General features: G+C 74.0%; 14 protein-coding genes. 9 read left to right on the forward strand and 5 right to left on the reverse strand.

Annotated elements, in window-relative coordinates; all coding sequences use genetic code 11:
- The first annotated feature begins 22 nt into the window (after positions 1 to 22).
- Together ACIBCA_RS33250 and ACIBCA_RS33255 are read left to right on the forward strand one after the other, a co-directional pair.
- Positions 23 to 2,266, forward strand: coding sequence for a hypothetical protein (locus tag ACIBCA_RS33250; protein WP_396286801.1), 2,244 nt, complete (start codon positions 23 to 25; stop codon positions 2,264 to 2,266).
- A 29-nt stretch (positions 2,267 to 2,295) separates the two neighbouring features.
- Positions 2,296 to 2,988 carry an HAD family hydrolase gene (locus ACIBCA_RS33255; RefSeq protein WP_396286803.1) on the forward strand — a complete coding sequence of 231 codons (693 nt, stop codon included), beginning with the start codon at positions 2,296 to 2,298 and terminating at the stop codon, positions 2,986 to 2,988.
- On the opposite strand, the gene ACIBCA_RS33260 is transcribed toward ACIBCA_RS33255, so the two are convergent.
- The gene (locus ACIBCA_RS33260; RefSeq protein WP_396286804.1) at positions 2,976 to 3,713 is read right to left on the reverse strand and encodes an SDR family oxidoreductase; all 738 of its coding nucleotides are present in this window, start codon (positions 3,711 to 3,713) and stop codon (positions 2,976 to 2,978) included. The two genes, ACIBCA_RS33255 and ACIBCA_RS33260, sit on opposite strands and share 13 nt — an antisense overlap.
- A gap of 104 nt (positions 3,714 to 3,817) precedes the next feature.
- Here ACIBCA_RS33260 and ACIBCA_RS33265 point away from each other — a divergent pair, with 104 nt between their 5' ends.
- The 3 genes from ACIBCA_RS33265 (at position 3,818) to ACIBCA_RS33275 (ending at position 6,035) form a co-directional block, all read left to right on the forward strand.
- A complete protein-coding gene (locus ACIBCA_RS33265; protein ID WP_396286805.1) occupies positions 3,818 to 4,672 on the forward strand; it encodes a helix-turn-helix transcriptional regulator in 855 nt (284 codons plus the stop codon).
- 98 nt (positions 4,673 to 4,770) lie between these two features.
- Positions 4,771 to 5,706: an aminoglycoside phosphotransferase family protein gene (locus ACIBCA_RS33270; RefSeq protein ID WP_396286806.1), complete on the forward strand. Its 936-nt coding sequence runs from the start codon at positions 4,771 to 4,773 to the stop codon at positions 5,704 to 5,706.
- Between the two features lie 11 nt (positions 5,707 to 5,717).
- Positions 5,718 to 6,035: a cupin domain-containing protein gene (locus ACIBCA_RS33275; RefSeq protein WP_396286807.1), complete on the forward strand. Its 318-nt coding sequence runs from the start codon at positions 5,718 to 5,720 to the stop codon at positions 6,033 to 6,035.
- 2 nt (positions 6,036 to 6,037) lie between these two features.
- Here the strand turns inward: ACIBCA_RS33275 and ACIBCA_RS33280 are convergent, their stop codons facing one another.
- Both ACIBCA_RS33280 and ACIBCA_RS33285 read right to left on the reverse strand, forming a co-directional pair.
- Positions 6,038 to 7,888: a CocE/NonD family hydrolase gene (locus ACIBCA_RS33280; RefSeq protein WP_396286808.1), complete on the reverse strand. Its 1,851-nt coding sequence runs from the start codon at positions 7,886 to 7,888 to the stop codon at positions 6,038 to 6,040.
- Positions 7,889 to 8,100: 212 nt separating this feature from the next.
- Positions 8,101 to 9,069: an SGNH/GDSL hydrolase family protein gene (locus tag ACIBCA_RS33285; RefSeq protein WP_396286809.1), complete on the reverse strand. Its 969-nt coding sequence runs from the start codon at positions 9,067 to 9,069 to the stop codon at positions 8,101 to 8,103.
- Between the two features lie 335 nt (positions 9,070 to 9,404).
- Here ACIBCA_RS33285 and ACIBCA_RS33290 point away from each other — a divergent pair, with 335 nt between their 5' ends.
- Complete coding sequence (locus tag ACIBCA_RS33290) at positions 9,405 to 11,060, forward strand: FAD-binding dehydrogenase (protein WP_396286810.1); 1,656 nt, start codon at positions 9,405 to 9,407, stop codon at positions 11,058 to 11,060.
- 141 nt (positions 11,061 to 11,201) lie between these two features.
- On the opposite strand, the gene ACIBCA_RS33295 is transcribed toward ACIBCA_RS33290, so the two are convergent.
- Complete coding sequence (locus ACIBCA_RS33295; RefSeq protein ID WP_396286811.1) at positions 11,202 to 12,299, reverse strand: AraC family transcriptional regulator; 1,098 nt, start codon at positions 12,297 to 12,299, stop codon at positions 11,202 to 11,204.
- Positions 12,289 to 12,915: a S26 family signal peptidase gene (locus tag ACIBCA_RS33300; RefSeq protein WP_396286812.1), complete on the reverse strand. Its 627-nt coding sequence runs from the start codon at positions 12,913 to 12,915 to the stop codon at positions 12,289 to 12,291. The genes ACIBCA_RS33295 and ACIBCA_RS33300 overlap by 11 nt, the downstream gene beginning before the upstream one ends.
- 260 nt (positions 12,916 to 13,175) lie before the next feature.
- Between ACIBCA_RS33300 and ACIBCA_RS33305 the strand changes: the two genes are divergently transcribed.
- From ACIBCA_RS33305 to ACIBCA_RS33315, 3 genes are all read left to right on the forward strand, one after another.
- Complete coding sequence (locus ACIBCA_RS33305; protein WP_396286813.1) at positions 13,176 to 13,625, forward strand: (2Fe-2S) ferredoxin domain-containing protein; 450 nt, start codon at positions 13,176 to 13,178, stop codon at positions 13,623 to 13,625.
- A gap of 148 nt (positions 13,626 to 13,773) precedes the next feature.
- A complete protein-coding gene (locus ACIBCA_RS33310; protein ID WP_396286814.1) occupies positions 13,774 to 14,028 on the forward strand; it encodes a hypothetical protein in 255 nt (84 codons plus the stop codon).
- Between the two features lie 200 nt (positions 14,029 to 14,228).
- Entirely contained in the window at positions 14,229 to 15,896 is a 1,668-nt protein-coding gene (locus ACIBCA_RS33315; protein ID WP_396286816.1) for a fibronectin type III domain-containing protein, read from the forward strand.
- Positions 15,897 to 15,937 lie beyond the last annotated feature (41 nt).

Raw genomic sequence — 15,937 nt, forward strand, 5'->3', positions numbered from 1 at the left:
GCGACCCGAGGCAAGGCGACACATGAGTACCTTCTCCAACCTGCGCCAGGAGTCGTTCCAGGGCATCGAGACCCTGGCCACGGCCTTCGAGGGGCTGGTGCGCACCTGGAAGTTCTCCGAGGAGATCACCGGTGACGTGATCACGCCGCTGCGGGCGTCCAACTGGGTCGGCGACACGGCCGAAGCGGCCTCCACGACCATCACCAAGGTGCGCGACGAACTCGACGCGGCCTTCGAGGAGGCCAGTGCGATCGCCAGGGCCCTGCGCGAGGCGCACACCGAACTCGCCGCCGCCCGGGCCGACCTGGACGCGGCGCTGAAGCGGGCCGCGGACCACGACCTGACGGTGGACGCGGACGGCTCGGCCGTGCGGTGGGCGGCCACCACCAAGGCCGACCAGCACGATCCGGGCTACGCGGACACGCAGCGGCTGCTGGCGAAGGCCGTCGCCGAGGACATCGGCAAGGCGGTGAAGCGGGCGGAGGCGGCGGACGCCGCGGCCGCCACCGCGCTCGGCGGCGCCACCGGCACGGACAAGGGCGCGTTCCACGCCTCCTCGGGCCCCGAGGAGAAGGCGCACCGGGCGGCCGACCTGCTCAAGCTCGCCGGGAACATCACCGACGCCCAACTGGACGAGCTCAACAGGCTGCTGAAGGAGCACGGCAACGACCCGCGCTTCACCACCGCCTTCTACCGGGAGGCCGGCCCGGACGGCTTCCTCAAGCTGTACGGGCAGATGGCCGTCGCCTCGGGCGACAAGGGCGGCGGCCGCCCGAAGGCCGTCGCCGACCTCCAGGCGAACCTGGGCACGGCGCTGGCCACCGCCACCGACAGCCACAACGTCCCGCACCTGGACGACGCGTGGGAGCAGGGGCTGCGAAAGGCGGGCTCGACCCGGCAGGACGTGTGGCCGGCGGGCAAGCCGGGCTCCGACCCCCAGCCGTACGGCTACCAGATCCTGACGAACATCCTGCGCACCGGCACCTACGACCCGCACTTCCTCCTCCCGGTCGCCGAGCACGTCACCCAGCTCAGCGTGGGCAAGGCGCTGTGGACCTCGGACGCGTGGAACTTCACCGACTTCGACCAGCTGAAGCTCCTCGGCGCCCCGGACGGCAAGGGCGGCTTCAACCCGATGACGGGCGTGCTGGAGGCGCTGGCCCACAACCCCGACGCGTCGCTGGAGTTCTTCAAGGGCCCGGCCACCAGCTACGACTTCGACGGCACGGTCAAGGCCGTCCACCAGCCGAACCACTACCTCGACCAGCTGACCGAGGCCGGGCCCAAGTCGCCGCTCCAGGACGTGTGGTACGACCACGACCAGCCCGGCGGCACGGCCGAGAAGCCGGGGGCCACCGCGCTCGGCCACGCGCTGGAGGCCGCCACCACCGGCCGCGCCCACGGGTCCCAGGACCCGCTCCTGCCACACACCAGGGAGCAGGCGGAGCTGATGGCGGAGACGGTCAGGATCTTCGGCAACGGGGAGCACCCGCACGCGCTGCACCCCGGCGGCTCGCTCGCGGGCGCCGCGCCGAGCCTGGGGCACATGGCGGCCGCCTACATGGGCGACGTCCAGGGCGCGATGAGCCCGGACAACCTGCTGCTGCCGCGCTACGGAGAGCCCGCGGCCCTGGACAAGGCGTCCACGCTCAAGATGCTGGCCGCGATCGGCCGCGACCCGGACGCGTTCGGGGCGGTCGCCAACGCGCAGCAGGCGTATACGACGGCGCACGTCCAGGACCTGTTCCGCCACCGGGCCGAACTGGGCCCCGAGTTCGACGGGGCCGTCCACAACGCGGCGAGGGCGGGCGGCGAGGTGACCGGCGCCATCGCCGCGGGCCGGACTCTCGGGATCGTGGGCGACGGGAAGGAGGCCGCGAAGGCCTACAACGAGGGCATGAGCAGCAACGCGACCTGGTTCAAGTCGGTCTGGGCCGTGACGGGCGGTCCGTGGAAGCTGACCCCCGCGGGCATGGCCGTCACGATCGCCGCCGGGTCCGGTATCGGCGAGGAGGTGAAGTCCCTCATCGACCAGACGGCCCGCTCCTACTACATCGATCCGCAGTACGCGGACAAGGCCACGCAGTCGCAGGTGACGGCCCAGGAGACGGCCGGTCACGCGGCCAAGGTCGCGGTGGTGAACGGCGCCCAGGGCAGCGGGATGAACCCGATGCAGGTCGAGGCGCTGTCCGCCAACGCCTCGGAGGCCGTGAAGTCGGGCGTCACCGACAGCCTGGCCATCGTCAACGCGGCGGCCAACGACTGAACCAGCCGGGCCGGTCCTATGCTGATCCGATGATCAAGTCGATGGAACTACCGATGGAACCGCCGATAGAACCGCCGATAGAACTGGTGATATTCGACTGCGACGGCGTCCTGGTGGACAGCGAGGTCATCGCCGTCCCCGTCCTGGTGCGGCTCGGGCGGGAGTACGGCTGGCCGCTCACCGAGGCGGAGGTGATCGAGCTGTTCGTCGGGCGCTCCCAGACGGCCAACCACGCGCTGGTCGTCGAACGGCTCGGGGAGGAGACGGCGCAGGTGTGGACCAAGCGCTTCGTCGAACTGCACGCCGAGGCCGTGGACGCCGGGCTGCGGCCGGTGGACGGCCTGCCGGAGGCGCTGGCGCGGATCACCCTGCCGACCTGCGTCGCCTCCAGCGGCACCCACGAGAAGATGCGCCACACCCTGGGCCGCACGGGCCTGTACGGGCACTTCGAGGGCCGGATCTTCAGCGCCACCGAGGTCGAGCGCGGAAAGCCCGCGCCCGACATCTTCCTGCACGCCGCCCGCTCGATGGGCGTCGACCCGGCCGCCTGCCTGGTCGTCGAGGACAGCCCGGCCGGGGTCACGGCCGCCCGCGCCGCCGGGATGCGCTCGCTCGGCTACGCGGGCGGCGTCACGGCGGCCGAGCGGCTCGAGGGGCCGGGCACGGTCGTCTTCGAGGACATGCGCCGGCTCCCCGAACTGATCGCCGCCTACCAGGCGTAGGTGCCGCCCTCGGAGTGGAGGAACAGCCCGGACGCCCCGGCCTCGGCCTCGCCGAGCTGCCGGGCGATCCGGCGCCCGCCCTCCTCGGCGCTGGCGGGCCCGGAGTGCCCGTTCAGGTCGGTGGCGCAGTACCCCGGTTCCAGCGCGCTGACCTTGATGCCCTCCTCGCGCAGCGCCCGGGCGTAGACCAGGGTGAGGGCGTTGAGCGCGGCCTTGGAGGAGTTGTAGGCGAGCAGCGTCGCGTGCTCCCACACCGGGGAGTCCGGGTCGGACAGGAACGAGAAGCTGGCGAGCCCGCTGGAGACGTTGCCGATCAGCGCCGCCGGGGAGCGGCGCAGCAGCGGCAGCATCGCGTTGGTGACGGTGACGACGCCGAACACGTTGGTCTCGTACGTCTCGCGGACGGCCTCGACGGGCAGTTCCTGCGGGGGGCGCATCCAGTCCCGGGCGACGCCCGCGTTGTTGACGAGGGTGTCGAGCCGGCCGTACTCGGTGGCGATCAGTTCGGCCGCGGCGGCGGCCGTCGCCGGGTCGGTCACGTCCAGGTGGACGAAGCGGGCTCCCAGGCCCTGGGCGGCGAGCCCGTCGGCGGCCTCCCGGCCCCGCTCGGGGTCGCGGGCGCCGATCAGCACGGTGTGCCCGGCGCGGGCGAGTTCGCCGGCGGTGGCCAGGCCGATGCCCTTGTTGGCGCCGGTGATCAGGACGATGCGGTGGTTGTCGGTCATGGGCTCCACGGTGGCGGCGGCGGGCGGGCGGCGGGAGGGCACCGTCGAGGGTGGTACCGGCGGTCCCATGGTGGACGGGCGGGCCCCGGGCCAGACTTGGGGGCGTGGAACACGTAGACCGGGCGGAGCTCGCCGCCTTCCTGCGGGCCTGGCGGGCCCGCGTCCAGCCCGCGGACGTCGGCCTGCCGGCCGGAGGGCGCCGCCGCACCCCGGGCCTGCGCCGCCAGGAGGTCGCCCAGCTCGCGGGCATGTCCGTGGAGTACTACATCCGGCTGGAACAGGGCCGGGGGCCGCGCCCGTCCCGGCAGATGATCGGGGCGATCTGCCGGGCGCTGCGCCTGTCCGAGGACGAGCGGGCGCACCTGCACCACCTGGTCGGCGAGCCGCCGCTGCCGCCGAGCGGCCTGGTGCGCGACGTGCGCCCGGGCATCCTGCACCTGCTGGACCGGCTGGACGACACCCCGGCCCTGGTGTGCAGCGCCGCCCGCGACGTCCTCGCCTGGAACGCCATGGCCGCCGCGCTGCTCGGCGACTTCTCCGCCCTCGCGCCGGGCGAGCGCAACCTGATCTGGCGCTACTTCACCGACCCGGCCTCCCGCGCCCGCCACGAGGAGCCCGACGCGGCGCAGTTCGCCTGCAACGCCGTCGCCGACCTGCGGGCCACCGCCGCCCGCTACCCCGCCGACAGCGGGGTGCGGCGCCTGATCGAGCGGCTGCACGCGGTCAGCCCCGACTTCCGCGAGCTGTGGGCGCGCCAGGACGTGCGGGTGCGCCGCTCGACCCACAAGCGCATCCTGCACCCGGTGGTCGGCGCGCTCGACCTCGACTGCGAGGCGTTGCACGACCCGCACCGGGACCAGTGGACGATCTTCTACACCGCCGCGCCCGGGACCCCGTCGCACTCGGCGCTGCGGCTGCTCAGGGTGGTGGGCGGCCAGGACATGACGGTGCGGGCGTGATGGCGCGGGTGTGAGGGCGCGGGCGTGATGGCGCGGGCGTGAGGGCGCGGGCGTAATCCGCTTGCCGGGTCCGGGCGTTCGGGGCATGGTCGGCTCCCATGGCGACGAACCGCAGGATGCACCCCGACCAGGTGGACATCGACGAGGCCCTGGTGCGGAGGCTGGTCGCCGACCAGTTCCCCGAGTGGGCGGCCCTGCCCGTCGAGCGGGTGGCCTCGAACGGGACGACCAACGCGATGTTCCGCCTCGGCGAGGAGCTGGTGGTGCGGCTGCCGCTGATCCCCTCGGCGGCGGGGGACATCGCCAAGGAGCAGCGCTGGCTGCCGTTCCTGGCGCCGCGCCTGACCGTCCCCGTCCCCGAGCCGCTGGGCGTGGGCGTACCGGGCGACGGGTACCCGCTGCCGTGGTCCGTCCTGGTCTGGCTGGAGGGGGCGACCCCCGAGCCCGGGCGACCGGCCGAACCCGAGCTGCTGGCACGGGACTTGGCGGAGTTCACCACCGCGCTGCACTGGGCGGAGCCGGCCGGTGCGCCCCCGTCGTACCGCAGCGAGACGCTGGCGGACCGCGCCGGGGGCATCGCGGCCACGCTGGCCGAGCTGTACGGGGTGATCGACGTCGGCGCGGCGGAGGACGCCTGGGAGGAGGCCCTGAACGCCCCCGAGGCCGAGGGCCCGCCGGTGTGGATCCACGCGGACCTCCAGCCGGGCAACCTGCTGGTGTCCCCGGAGGGACGGCTGCGCGGCGTCATCGACTTCGGCTGCGCGGGCCTGGGCGACGCGGCGGTGGACCTGCTGCCCGCCTGGTACGTCCTGCCCGCCTCGGCCCGCGCCGCCTTCCGTACGGCAGTGGGCGCGGACGACGCGGCGTGGGCCCGGGGCCGGGGCTGGGCGCTGTCGGTGGCGCTCAACGAGCTGCTGTACTACCGCAGGACCAACCCGGTGATGGCGGACACCGCCCGGTACGTGATCGGCGAGGTGCTCGCCGATCACAGGTTTTACCGAACGGTCGACCAACTCTCCCCGAGGCCCCGGTAGCGTCCCTGAGCATGGGTTCGGAGAACGAGAACGTCGACGTCAACGCCCGTGCGGCCCGACTGCCGGACGCCTGGCGGTCGGTGGTGCTGGGGCAGGTCGGGACGGCGGCCGTGAAGCTGCTGCGGATGGACGGGCGGGAGCTGCCGCCGGAGGTGCACGGGACGGCCGAGGTGCTGTTCGTGGCCGAGGGGCGGCTCGAACTGGTGCTGGACGGCGAGGAGTCGACGGTGCGGGCGGGCGAGCTGTGCCGGGTGCCGGCCGGGTCCTGGCACGCGGTGCGGGCGGGCAGCACCGGGACGCTGCTGATCGTGGAGGTGCCCGAGGACTGAGGTCACCTGGGCACGCGGTGGCGCCACTCGCGGGTGAACACCACCGAGCCGGCCTCCAGCGCCCGCAACTGGACGACGCTGAGGAAGTGCCCGGCGTCGCAGCGCAGTTGGGTGCGGGTCTGGATGGTGACGTCCCAGCCGAGCTCGGGGCGTTCCAGCCGGACGGTGTGGTCGGTGCGGGCCTGGGCGCTGAGCGGGGCGTCGGTGAGGACGCGGTAGGCGGTGACGGTGTGCTCGTCGCGCACCAGCCCGTCGGGCAGGGTGCGGGTGCCGTCGGAGGCGGGGGACAGGTCGGTGCGCCACTCGTGGCGGCCGAGGTCGTGGACGGTGACGCGTTCGGGCCGGGCGGTGAGCGGCTCGGTGACGTGGACGGCCAGGGGCTCGGGCAGGGCCGGCTCCTCGAACGTGACGGGCGTGGCGCCGACGTCGGCGGCGAGGTGGCGCACGGGCAGGCTCAGCACCGAGCGGGAGGGGTCCACGGCGTAGCCGGCGCCGTCGGCGGGCGGCCACAGCCAGGGCCAGTAGACGGAGGAGAGCGCCAGCCGCAGCCGGTGCCCGGCCGGGACGGCGCCCGCGCAGGCGGCGAGTTCGGCCTCGGCGTCGGGGCCGGCGGCGACGAGCACGCCCCGGGTGAGCAGCCGGGAGGTGCCGTCCGGGCCGACGGCGCAGAGGCGGGCGGTGACCTGGGCGGGGCTCCCCCCGCCGTCGACCCGCAGGCGCAGCCGCAGGGTCGGCGTGCCGAGCAGTTCGACGGGCTCGGGCAGCGGCTGGGAGTCGAAGCAGACCGAGCGGCCGTCCTCCTCGCGCTGGTCCGGCGGCTGGTCGGCGGGGCGGCCGTGGGGGACGTACGCGCCGGCGTTGAGGCCCGTGTGCTGCGGGGAGCGGACGTGGACGTAGCGGTCGTCGGAGGCGGTTCCGGCGGTGCGCAGCGGGCCGTCGAGGCCGTAGTGGATCTCGCGGACGTCGGGGGAGGGCCAGGTCTCCTCGGCGGTCCAGCGGGTGCCCAGGCGGCTGCGCAGGGCGGGCTCCTTGAGGGCGCCGGTGTCCTGGTCGCGCAGCCAGTGGTCCCACCAGCGCAGGGTCTCGGGCAGGGCGGCCTCGGGCAGGCCGTGGGGCCAGGTGCCGATGACGGCGCGGGCGGTGGGGGAGCCGGCGAGCAGGCGCAGGACGAAGGAGCAGGACGGGTCCCCCCAGCCGGCGACGGCGAAGGTGGGGACGGGCACGGGCACGCTGGTGTCGCCTTCGGCGAGCCACTCGTCGACGGGCGGTTCGAGGGATTCGAGGCGGGCCAGCCAGCCGGCGCGCCAGGCGTCGCCCGTGTGCCGGGGGTCGGGCGGCAGGGCGGCGTCGGCGACGAGGGCGGTGAGGCGGGTGTGCAGGTCGTCGGCGAGGACGGCGCCGCCGAGGCGGTGGCCGCCCTCGGGGCAGGCGGTGACCACGGCGGCGACGGCGCCGGCGGTGCGGGCGGCCAGGCGCAGGGCGGTGGTGCCGGCGGCGCCGACGCCGAGCAGGCCGAGGCGGCCGGTGCACCAGGGGCGGCGGGCGAGCCAGTCGACCACGGCGGCGCCGTCGGCGAGCTGGGTCTCGTCGCCGGGTTCGCCGGGCAGGCCCCCGGAGTTGCCGTGGCCGCGGGTGTCGACGCGGACGGCGGCGTAGCCGTGCCCGGCGTACCAGGGGTGGCGGCGGGCGTCCTCGGCGGCGGTGCGGTCGGTGAGCCGGCCGGAGGAGTACTCCAGCAGGGCGGGGACGGGCTGGTCGCCGACGGGCCGCCAGACCCGGGCGGCCAGGTGGGTGCCGTCGGGCAGCGGGATGCGCAGATCCTCGCGGGTGGTGTGGAAGGGGTAGGACGGCATGGCCGCTCCCATCGGGTCCGGGTCCCGGGCGTCGGTCCTTTCGACGCTACGGGAGGAGCCCTCCGCCCGCAGGACATGGGGAGCCTGACGAGTCGACCCGGGGCGCGGGTTGACCCGGTCAGATGTCTGACCGGGTCACGTTCTGGTTCGCGTTCCCGTTCTGGTTCCTGCTCCCGTTGTGGTCGCCGTTCCCGTTCCCGTTCCGGTTCCCGCTACCGCAGGGCGGCGAGCACCGCGCCGGCCATCGCCTTCTCGCCGGTGGCGTTGGGGTGGAACGGCACGGCGGGCGAGCCGGGCAGCGCGCCCTCCACCCAGCGGTCGTCCGAGCAGGCGTCGTGGCCGGCGGTCGGCGTCTGGGTGTCCACGTAGACGGCGCCGTTGGCCGCTGCCGTGGAGGCGAGCATGGCGTTGAGCCGCTGCAGCGTGTCGTGCAGGTACGGGATGTCGCGCGGGGCGATCGGCTGGCGCAGCACGCAGGAGGCGCCGTCCGCCGGGAGCACCGAGGGGTAGCCGACCAGCAGCACCTTGGCCCGGGGCGCCTTGGCGTGGATGCGCCGAAGCGCGTCGGCGAGCTGCGGCCGGGCGCCGTCGATCCGGTCGGCGAGGTCGTCCTGGCCGTACTGCCAGGACATGCTGCTCCAGTCCCAGTGGCCGTGGTTGAAGACGTCCCGGCAGGGGGTGCCGAGCGGGTTGACGACGGCCCCGGCGACGCAGGTGGCGATGACGTCGCCCACGCCGAGGTCGCTGACGCCCAGGTCGTTGCCGCCGATGCCGAGGGTGATCAGGTCGGTGTCGGCGGTCACCGCGTCCAGCTGCGGGTCGTTGACCCGGATGAACGCGTCGTACTGGGGCTGCGTCATCGCCTTGACCTTGGCGGCGGCGCAGGTGACGTCGGTGTACGCGCCCGCCCCGAGGGAGGCGGCGACGAGGTGGCCGTAGTTGTGGTCCGAGCGCAGGCACAGGCCCGCCGACTGGCCGGGCACGCCCGCCCCGGCGGCGTAGGAGTCGCCGAGGGCCACGTAGTGCTTCGGCGCGGCGGGGGCGGCCTGGGCGGCCTGGGCGGAGGCGGCCTGGGCGGAGGCGGAGGTGAGTGCGAGGGCCGCGCCGAGGGCGACGGCCGCGAGGGCGGTGGAATTGCGCGGTCGCCGGGGCGCGCGGGAATTCCGGGCAGGGCTGAGCACGGTTCCTCCTGGGGGAGAGAAACGGGGGTGTGGGGATCGTGCGGAGCCGTGGCCACAGCTACTCGCAGGTAAGTTACCGCCAGGTTACGCGCGCGTCCATGCTTTCGGCGCGAATTCCCGAAATTCCGTCAGATGGCGGGCGATGGCATTTCGAATTCCGCTCCGCCGCGTATCGCGGTGATTTCCGAAACGCGTCGGAGCGGAATTCATGCGACGAGTTGTTACTGAGCGGTTGACCGGAGCTCGCCCCAGGCCGCAGTATCGGGCGCACATCTGAGCCGCTGAAGAGCCGCAGATGAGCCGCTGAGCCGCTGAGCCGCCACGGAGGACTGCGCATGGCCCTGGACGCCGACGTCATCGTCATCGGAGCGGGACTCGCCGGCCTCGCCGCCACCGCCGAACTCGCCGACGCCGGACGGAAGGTGATCCTGCTCGACCAGGAGCCCGCCGCCTCCCTCGGCGGCCAGGCGCACTGGTCCTTCGGCGGCCTCTTCCTCGTCGACTCTCCCGAGCAGCGCCGGATGCGCATCCGCGACTCCCACGCCCTCGCCTGGCAGGACTGGCTCGGCACCGCCGGCTTCGACCGCCCCGAGGACGCCTGGCCGCGCCGCTGGGCCGAGGCGTACGTCGACTTCGCGTCCGGCGAGAAGCGCTCCTGGCTGCGCGGGATGGGCGTGCGGTTCTTCCCCGTGGTCGGCTGGGCCGAGCGCGGCGGACTCCTCGCGGACGGGCCCGGCAACTCGGTGCCCCGCTTCCACATCACCTGGGGCACCGGCCCGGGACTGCTGGAGCCCTTCGTCCGCCGGGTGCGGGCCGCCGCCGAACGTGGGCTCGTCGACCTGCGCTTCCGCCACCGGGTCACCGGGCTGGGCGTCACGGCCGGCGCCGTCGACACCGTCACCGGCGAGGTGCTGGAACCCAGCTCCGCCGAGCGCGGCCGGGCCAGCTCACGGGCCGTCGCCGGGCACTTCGACCTGCGCGCCCAGGCCGTGATCGTCACCTCCGGCGGCATCGGCGGCAACCACGAACTCGTCCGCGAGGCATGGCCGGAGCGCCTCGGCACCCCGCCCGGTCGCCTGCTCTCCGGCGTGCCCGCGCACGTGGACGGGCTGATGCTCGGGATCGCCGGCAAGGCCGGGGCCAGCCTGATCAACGGCGACCGGATGTGGCACTACACCGAGGGCATCGAGAACTGGGACCCGGTCTGGGCCCGGCACGGCATCCGCATCCTGCCCGGCCCCTCCTCGCTCTGGCTGGACGCCACCGGCCGCCGGCTGCCCGTCCCCCTCTTCCCCGGCTTCGACACCCTCGGCACCCTCGAACACATCATGGCGAGCGGCCACGAGCACACCTGGTTCGTGCTCAACCAGCGCATCATCGAGAAGGAGTTCACCCTCTCCGGCTCCGAACAGAACCCCGACCTGACCGGCAGGTCCGTGCGCGGCGTCCTCGGCCGCGCCCTGCCCGGCGCCCCCGGCCCGGTGCAGGCGTTCCTGCGGCACGGGGCCGACTTCGTCGTCGCGGGCAACCTCCCCGACCTCGCCCGCGGCATGAACGCCAGGACCACCACGCCGCTCATCGACCCGTACGAGCTGCGCCGCACCGTCGAGGACCGCGACCGGCAGGTCGCCAACCCCTTCGCCAAGGATCTCCAGGTCACCGCGATCCACGGCGCCCGCCGCTACCTCGGCGACAAGTTGATCCGCACCGCCTCCCCGCACCGCATCCTCGACCCGGACGCGGCCCCGCTGATCGCCGTGCGGCTGAACATCCTCACCCGCAAGTCCCTCGGAGGACTGGAGACGGACCTGTCCTCGCGCGTGCTGCGCCCCGACGGCGAGGTCCTGCCCGGGCTCTACGCCGCGGGCGAGGCGGCGGGCTTCGGCGGCGGAGGCGTGCACGGGTACCGCTCGCTGGAGGGCACGTTCCTCGGCGGCTGCCTGTTCTCGGGCCGCGCCGCGGGCCGGGCAGCGGCCCGCGGCACGGCTTGAGAACGGGGGTGGAGGGTTCCGGCGCCCGGGCACTGCTCCTTCGGGCGCCGGAACGGGGCAGCGGCCGACGCGTCTCGTCCCCCGTGCGGGACGCGCCGGCCGTTGCAGGGATCAAGCGTGCCCGGGCGGGAGCCCCGGGGACTATCCACTCCCGTCCGCGCCGTCCCTGACTTTTCGGATAGTCGGTCGGCGCGGCTCGTCCGGCTCGTCCGGTACGGCCGGCTCCTCCGGTACGGCCTGTTCCTCCGGTACGGCCTGTTCGCCGCGGCGCAGCGTCCCGGAGGGCGTACGGCCGTAGGCCCGGCGGTACTCCGTGCTGAAGCGGCCCAGGTGGGTGAAGCCCCAGCGGCAGGCGATCTCGGTGACGGTGCCGCTCGCCCGGCCCTGTGCGACGGCGAGCAGGTCCTGGTGGGCCCGGTCGAGCCGTACGCGCCGCAGGTAGGCCAGCGGCGTGGTGTCCAGGTGGCGGCGGAAGCCCTCCCGCAGGGTGCGCACGCCTACCCGCGCCGCCTGGGCGATGTCGGCGACGGAGACGGCCTCGTCGGCGTGCTCCGCGCAGAAGTCCGTCGCCCGGCGCAGCGCGCTCGGCAGGATGGCCGGCCCGCGGTCGTCCACCGCGCGGCTCCACGAGTGGGGCTGCACGTCCAGCAGCCCCTCGATCAGCGCCTGTTCGAAGTGCCGCACCGCGAGCGGGGAGCGGCGGCCGAGTGGGGAGAGCGCGAACTCCCGGAAGTGGCCGACCAGTTCGAGCCAGGAGCGGACGGCGGGATCGGCCCGCTCCAGCACCGGGCGAAAGCGCAGCGGCTCCCGGGGCACGTCGCCCGTCCGCGCGGCCAGCGCCTCCTCGATCGTCGTGCGGGCTATCGCGAACGCACCGTTGAGCGCCGGGTGGTCCCACTCCATCAGCACCACGTCCCCCGGCCCGGCGACGCTCAGCGCCGAGGGCAGCGCGGTGCCGTTGAAGACCACGGTGCCGTGGCCGGAGTACGGGAGGATGACGTTGTAGAAGTCCGGCAGCTCCTCGGTGTGCAGGCGCACGGGCGCGCCGTAGCTGAGGTCGTACAGCGCCACCCGCCCCTCGTGGAAGGCGCGCAGGCGGCTGGCGCCGCGCGGGCCGTCCCGCCCGCCGAGGACCGTCAGCCGGTGCGGGGACAGGCGTGCGCCGACCACCTCGCGGAACTCCTCGATGTCGCCGCCCTCGTAGAGGCACAGCGGCCCGGCCTCGGCCTCAGAGGTCATGGAGGACCTCCCCGACCCGGGGTTCGTTCGCCGGCGCCGCGCGCCGCTGCGCCCTGGCGGCGGTGGCGGCGGTGACGACGGCGGCGATCAGCAGGAGCAGCCCCAGGCCCGTCAGCACGAGCGCGCCGGCCGGCTTGCCCGGCAGATCGGGCGGCTGCGGGCCGGTGTGGTAGACCACCCGCTCGCGCAGCCGGTCGAGTTCGACGGTGCCCTGCCACCCGTCCCCGAGGTACGTCCGGGAGTCGATCGCGGCGGCGCGGCTGTCGCCGAGCAGGAAGGCCCGCCCGAGGGGGACGGTGACCTCGAAGGCCTCCCCGCAGGCGCCGGCCTCCCGCCCGTCCAGGGAGAGGCGTCCGCCGGCGCAGACGAGGCGGTCCCCGCCGAGGGCCACGACGCGGGAGGCGATCCGGCCGTGGAGGTTCCAGGGGGAGTCGACCAGGTGGACCTCCCCGCGCAGGACCTCCTCGGGGCGGACGCGGTCGGTGAGCATCCGGTCGCCCGAGTGCAGCCCGGGCGCCATGGCCTCGCCGGTCATCCGGTGGACGGAGTAGCCCCCGGTGAGGATCACGCCGAGCCCGAGCGCGGTGCCGGCCAGGCCCAGCACGGCGAGCACCACCGCCGCGCGCCGTCCGCGTGTGCCGTTCCCCGGCCCGTTCCCCGGCCCGTTCCCCGGCCCGTTCCCCGGTCCGTTCCCCGACCCGTTCCCCGGTCCTGTCACCGACCCTGTCACCGGCACTGCCACCGACCTCCCCCGGTTCGATCTTCGGCAGCCTAAGCGTTCGGGTGGGGGAGCGCCGAGGAAGGGCCGCGGACCGGCGGGTACAGTGCCGGGGTGCCGAACACGCACCGACCAGGAGCAGGAGGGGAGCCCAGCCGATGAGCCGTCGGGACCGTGACAGCCGTGACAGCCGCGACAGCCGTAACGACCGCGCCGGCCGCGAGCGCCGGGCCGGTGCCGGCTCCCCGGTGACGGTCACCGTCTGCCGGGGCTGCTGCTGCGGCACCGAGGCGAAGCACCCGGGCGTGGACCACCAGGGCCAGTACGAGCGGCTGCGCACGGCGGTCGGTTCGGCGGGCCGGGTCCGGGCGGTGGGCTGCCTGGACGTCTGCACCCAGTCCAACGTGGTGGTGGTCGGCCCCTCCAGCGAGGGCCGCGCGGCCGGCGGCCGTCCGGTCTGGCTCGGCTTCGTGATCGCGGAGGACATGATCGACGAGATAGCCGCCTGGGTGCACGCGGGCGGCCCGGGGCTGGCCGATCCGCCGGGGCTGCTGGACCTCCAGCTGATCTCGGTCTCGCGCCGGGTCCGCGAGGCCCTGCCGGAGTGAGGCGGGCGCGGCGCGGGGGTGAGGCGGGAGTGACCGGGGGCACCCTACCGCGACGGTCCGTCAGATCGGCTTCCCCCGGGCGCCCCTGCGGGCGGCACCACTACCATGACCGGAGGCATCGGGCGGTTCCGGGGGCAGGAGGACGAGGATGACGCTGGTCTGCCGCATCTGCGCGGGCACCGGGCGGACCGCCGGCCTCAGCTGCCGGACGTGTCAGGGCACCGGTACCACCGAGATGGGCGGCGGGGGCGGCAACTGCTTCCTCTGCGACGGCACCGGCGTGTACGTCCGCTACCGGGTGGACGCGGGGGGCGCCAAGCAGGCGTACCGGGACGAGATCTGCCGCACCTGCGACGGCACCGGCAGCCGGGCCGCGACCCAGTGGGACGAAGCCGGCGCCTGATCGGCAAGGGGGGTTCTCGGCCCCTCCTGGCGCGGAATCAATTCGCCTCACGGGTGGGGGCCATGATGTGCGATCGAGCCGGTATGTACATGCTCTTTACCTATTCATGGTCGAACGTTGGTGTTCGAAGGGGCAGTACGCTGCAACCCGTTCACCGCGCGTCCGCGTGCGGTCAACGCTCCACTGAGAGAGTCCCGCGCATGGATATCCCTAACATGGGCGTGCCGGCGAAGCTCGCCGACCGCATGAGCATGGCCGAGCAGCACGAGTACCTCCGTGCCCGCTTCTCCCGCCGCCGGATGCTGCGCGCCGGCGCCGTGACCGTGGGCGCCGTCGCCATCGGCGGCGCGCTCGGCACCGGCAACGCCTTCGCCGCCCCCGCCAGCCCGCAGCTGCTGACGGACGGTACGACGGCCGGCATCGACGGCGCCCTGGTCGCGCCGGTGGGCCGTCACCTCCAGTTCGGCCCCGAGCCGGACACCCAGTTCCGCATCTCCTGGCAGGTGCCGGCGCCGGTCAAGAAGCCGTTCCTGCGCTTCGGCAAGCACCCGTGGGACCTCAGCCACAAGGTCGAGGCCGAGGTCCGCGCCCTGCACACCCCGGCGCTGACCCCCACCGGCCAGCCGGTGGACCAGTACTACCTGCACGTCGCGCTCGAGGACCTCCACCCCGACACCACGTACTACTACGGCGTCGGCCACCAGGGCTTCGACCCGGCCTCGCAGCAGCAGATCTCCACGCTGCACACCTTCCGCACCGCGCCCGCGCGCGACCACCGCTGGGGCAAGGTGTACGAGCCGTTCACCTTCACCGCCTTCGGCGACCAGGGCGTCAGCGCCCACGCGGCCGGCAACGACCACATCATCAAGGCCCAGAAGCCGGCCTTCCACCTGCACGCCGGCGACATCTGCTACGCCGACCCGGCCGGTTCCGGCACCGACCCGGACAAGTCCGTCTTCAACGCGAAGACCTGGGACGACTTCCTGGTCCAGACCGAGACGGTCGCCGCCGAGATCCCGTGGATGGTCGCCTACGGCAACCACGACATCGAGGCCTGGTACTCGCCCAACGGCTACGGCGGCGAGAACACCCGCTTCTACCTGCCGGACAACGGCCCGGACCCGCGCGCCGTCCCCGGCGTCTACACCTTCCGCTACAAGAACGTCGGCGTCATCTCCCTCGACGCCAACGACGTCTCCTACGAGATCCCGGCCAACCTGGGCGTCTCGGCGGGCAAGCAGACCAAGTGGCTGGACCGCACCCTCAAGGACCTGCGCAGCGACGAGACCATCGACTTCATCGTGGTCTTCTTCCACCACTGCGCCTTCTCCACCACGGTGGCGCACGCCTCCGAGGGCGGCGTCCGCGAGGCGTGGGTGCCGCTGTTCGAGAAGTACCGCGTGGACCTGGTCATCAACGGCCACAACCACATCTACGAGCGCACCGACGCCATCCTCGGCAACAAGGTCTCGAAGCAGGTGCCCAGCGGCGCCACCATCGAGCCCGAGAAGGACGGCGTGGTCTACGTGACCGCGGGCGCCGCCGGCCGCAGCCTGTACAAGTTCGACGTGCCCGACACCTACGAGGGCCACGAGAACCACCAGGACGAGGTCAAGACCTACTTCTGGAGCAAGGGCCGCGTGAAGACCCCCGAGACCATCCAGTGGTCGCGGGTGCGCTACACCGGCTACTCGTTCATCAAGGTCGACGTCACCCCGGCGCACCTGGGCCAGAAGTCCGTCATGAAGGTCACCGCGCTGACCGAGGACGGCAAGCAGATCGACAACTACTCGATCCAGCGCAAGGTCGGCGAGGGCTGGGACTCCGGCCGCGACGACGACGGCGAGGGCGGCGGCTGGGGCTGGTAAGTCCCCTGCCCGAGCACGTCCGACGGGCCCCGGCGCCGAGG

It is taken from the genome of Kitasatospora sp. NPDC051170 (assembly GCF_044455705.1).
Classification (GTDB): domain Bacteria; phylum Actinomycetota; class Actinomycetes; order Streptomycetales; family Streptomycetaceae; genus Kitasatospora.

What these genes read in the sequence shown, in the direction of transcription:
- ACIBCA_RS33250 (WP_396286801.1), top strand. Translation starts at nt 23, where the DNA reads ATGAGTACCTTCTCCAACCTGCGCCAGGAGTCGTTCCAGGGCATCGAG.
- ACIBCA_RS33255 (WP_396286803.1), top strand. Translation starts at nt 2,296, where the DNA reads ATGATCAAGTCGATGGAACTACCGATGGAACCGCCGATAGAACCGCCG.
- ACIBCA_RS33260 (WP_396286804.1), bottom strand. Translation starts at nt 3,713, where the DNA reads ATGACCGACAACCACCGCATCGTCCTGATCACCGGCGCCAACAAGGGC.
- ACIBCA_RS33270 (WP_396286806.1), top strand. Translation starts at nt 4,771, where the DNA reads ATGGCGACGAACCGCAGGATGCACCCCGACCAGGTGGACATCGACGAG.
- ACIBCA_RS33275 (WP_396286807.1), top strand. Translation starts at nt 5,718, where the DNA reads ATGGGTTCGGAGAACGAGAACGTCGACGTCAACGCCCGTGCGGCCCGA.
- ACIBCA_RS33280 (WP_396286808.1), bottom strand. Translation starts at nt 7,888, where the DNA reads ATGCCGTCCTACCCCTTCCACACCACCCGCGAGGATCTGCGCATCCCG.
- ACIBCA_RS33290 (WP_396286810.1), top strand. Translation starts at nt 9,405, where the DNA reads ATGGCCCTGGACGCCGACGTCATCGTCATCGGAGCGGGACTCGCCGGC.
- ACIBCA_RS33295 (WP_396286811.1), bottom strand. Translation starts at nt 12,299, where the DNA reads ATGACCTCTGAGGCCGAGGCCGGGCCGCTGTGCCTCTACGAGGGCGGC.
- ACIBCA_RS33305 (WP_396286813.1), top strand. Translation starts at nt 13,176, where the DNA reads ATGAGCCGTCGGGACCGTGACAGCCGTGACAGCCGCGACAGCCGTAAC.
- ACIBCA_RS33310 (WP_396286814.1), top strand. Translation starts at nt 13,774, where the DNA reads ATGACGCTGGTCTGCCGCATCTGCGCGGGCACCGGGCGGACCGCCGGC.
- ACIBCA_RS33315 (WP_396286816.1), top strand. Translation starts at nt 14,229, where the DNA reads ATGGATATCCCTAACATGGGCGTGCCGGCGAAGCTCGCCGACCGCATG.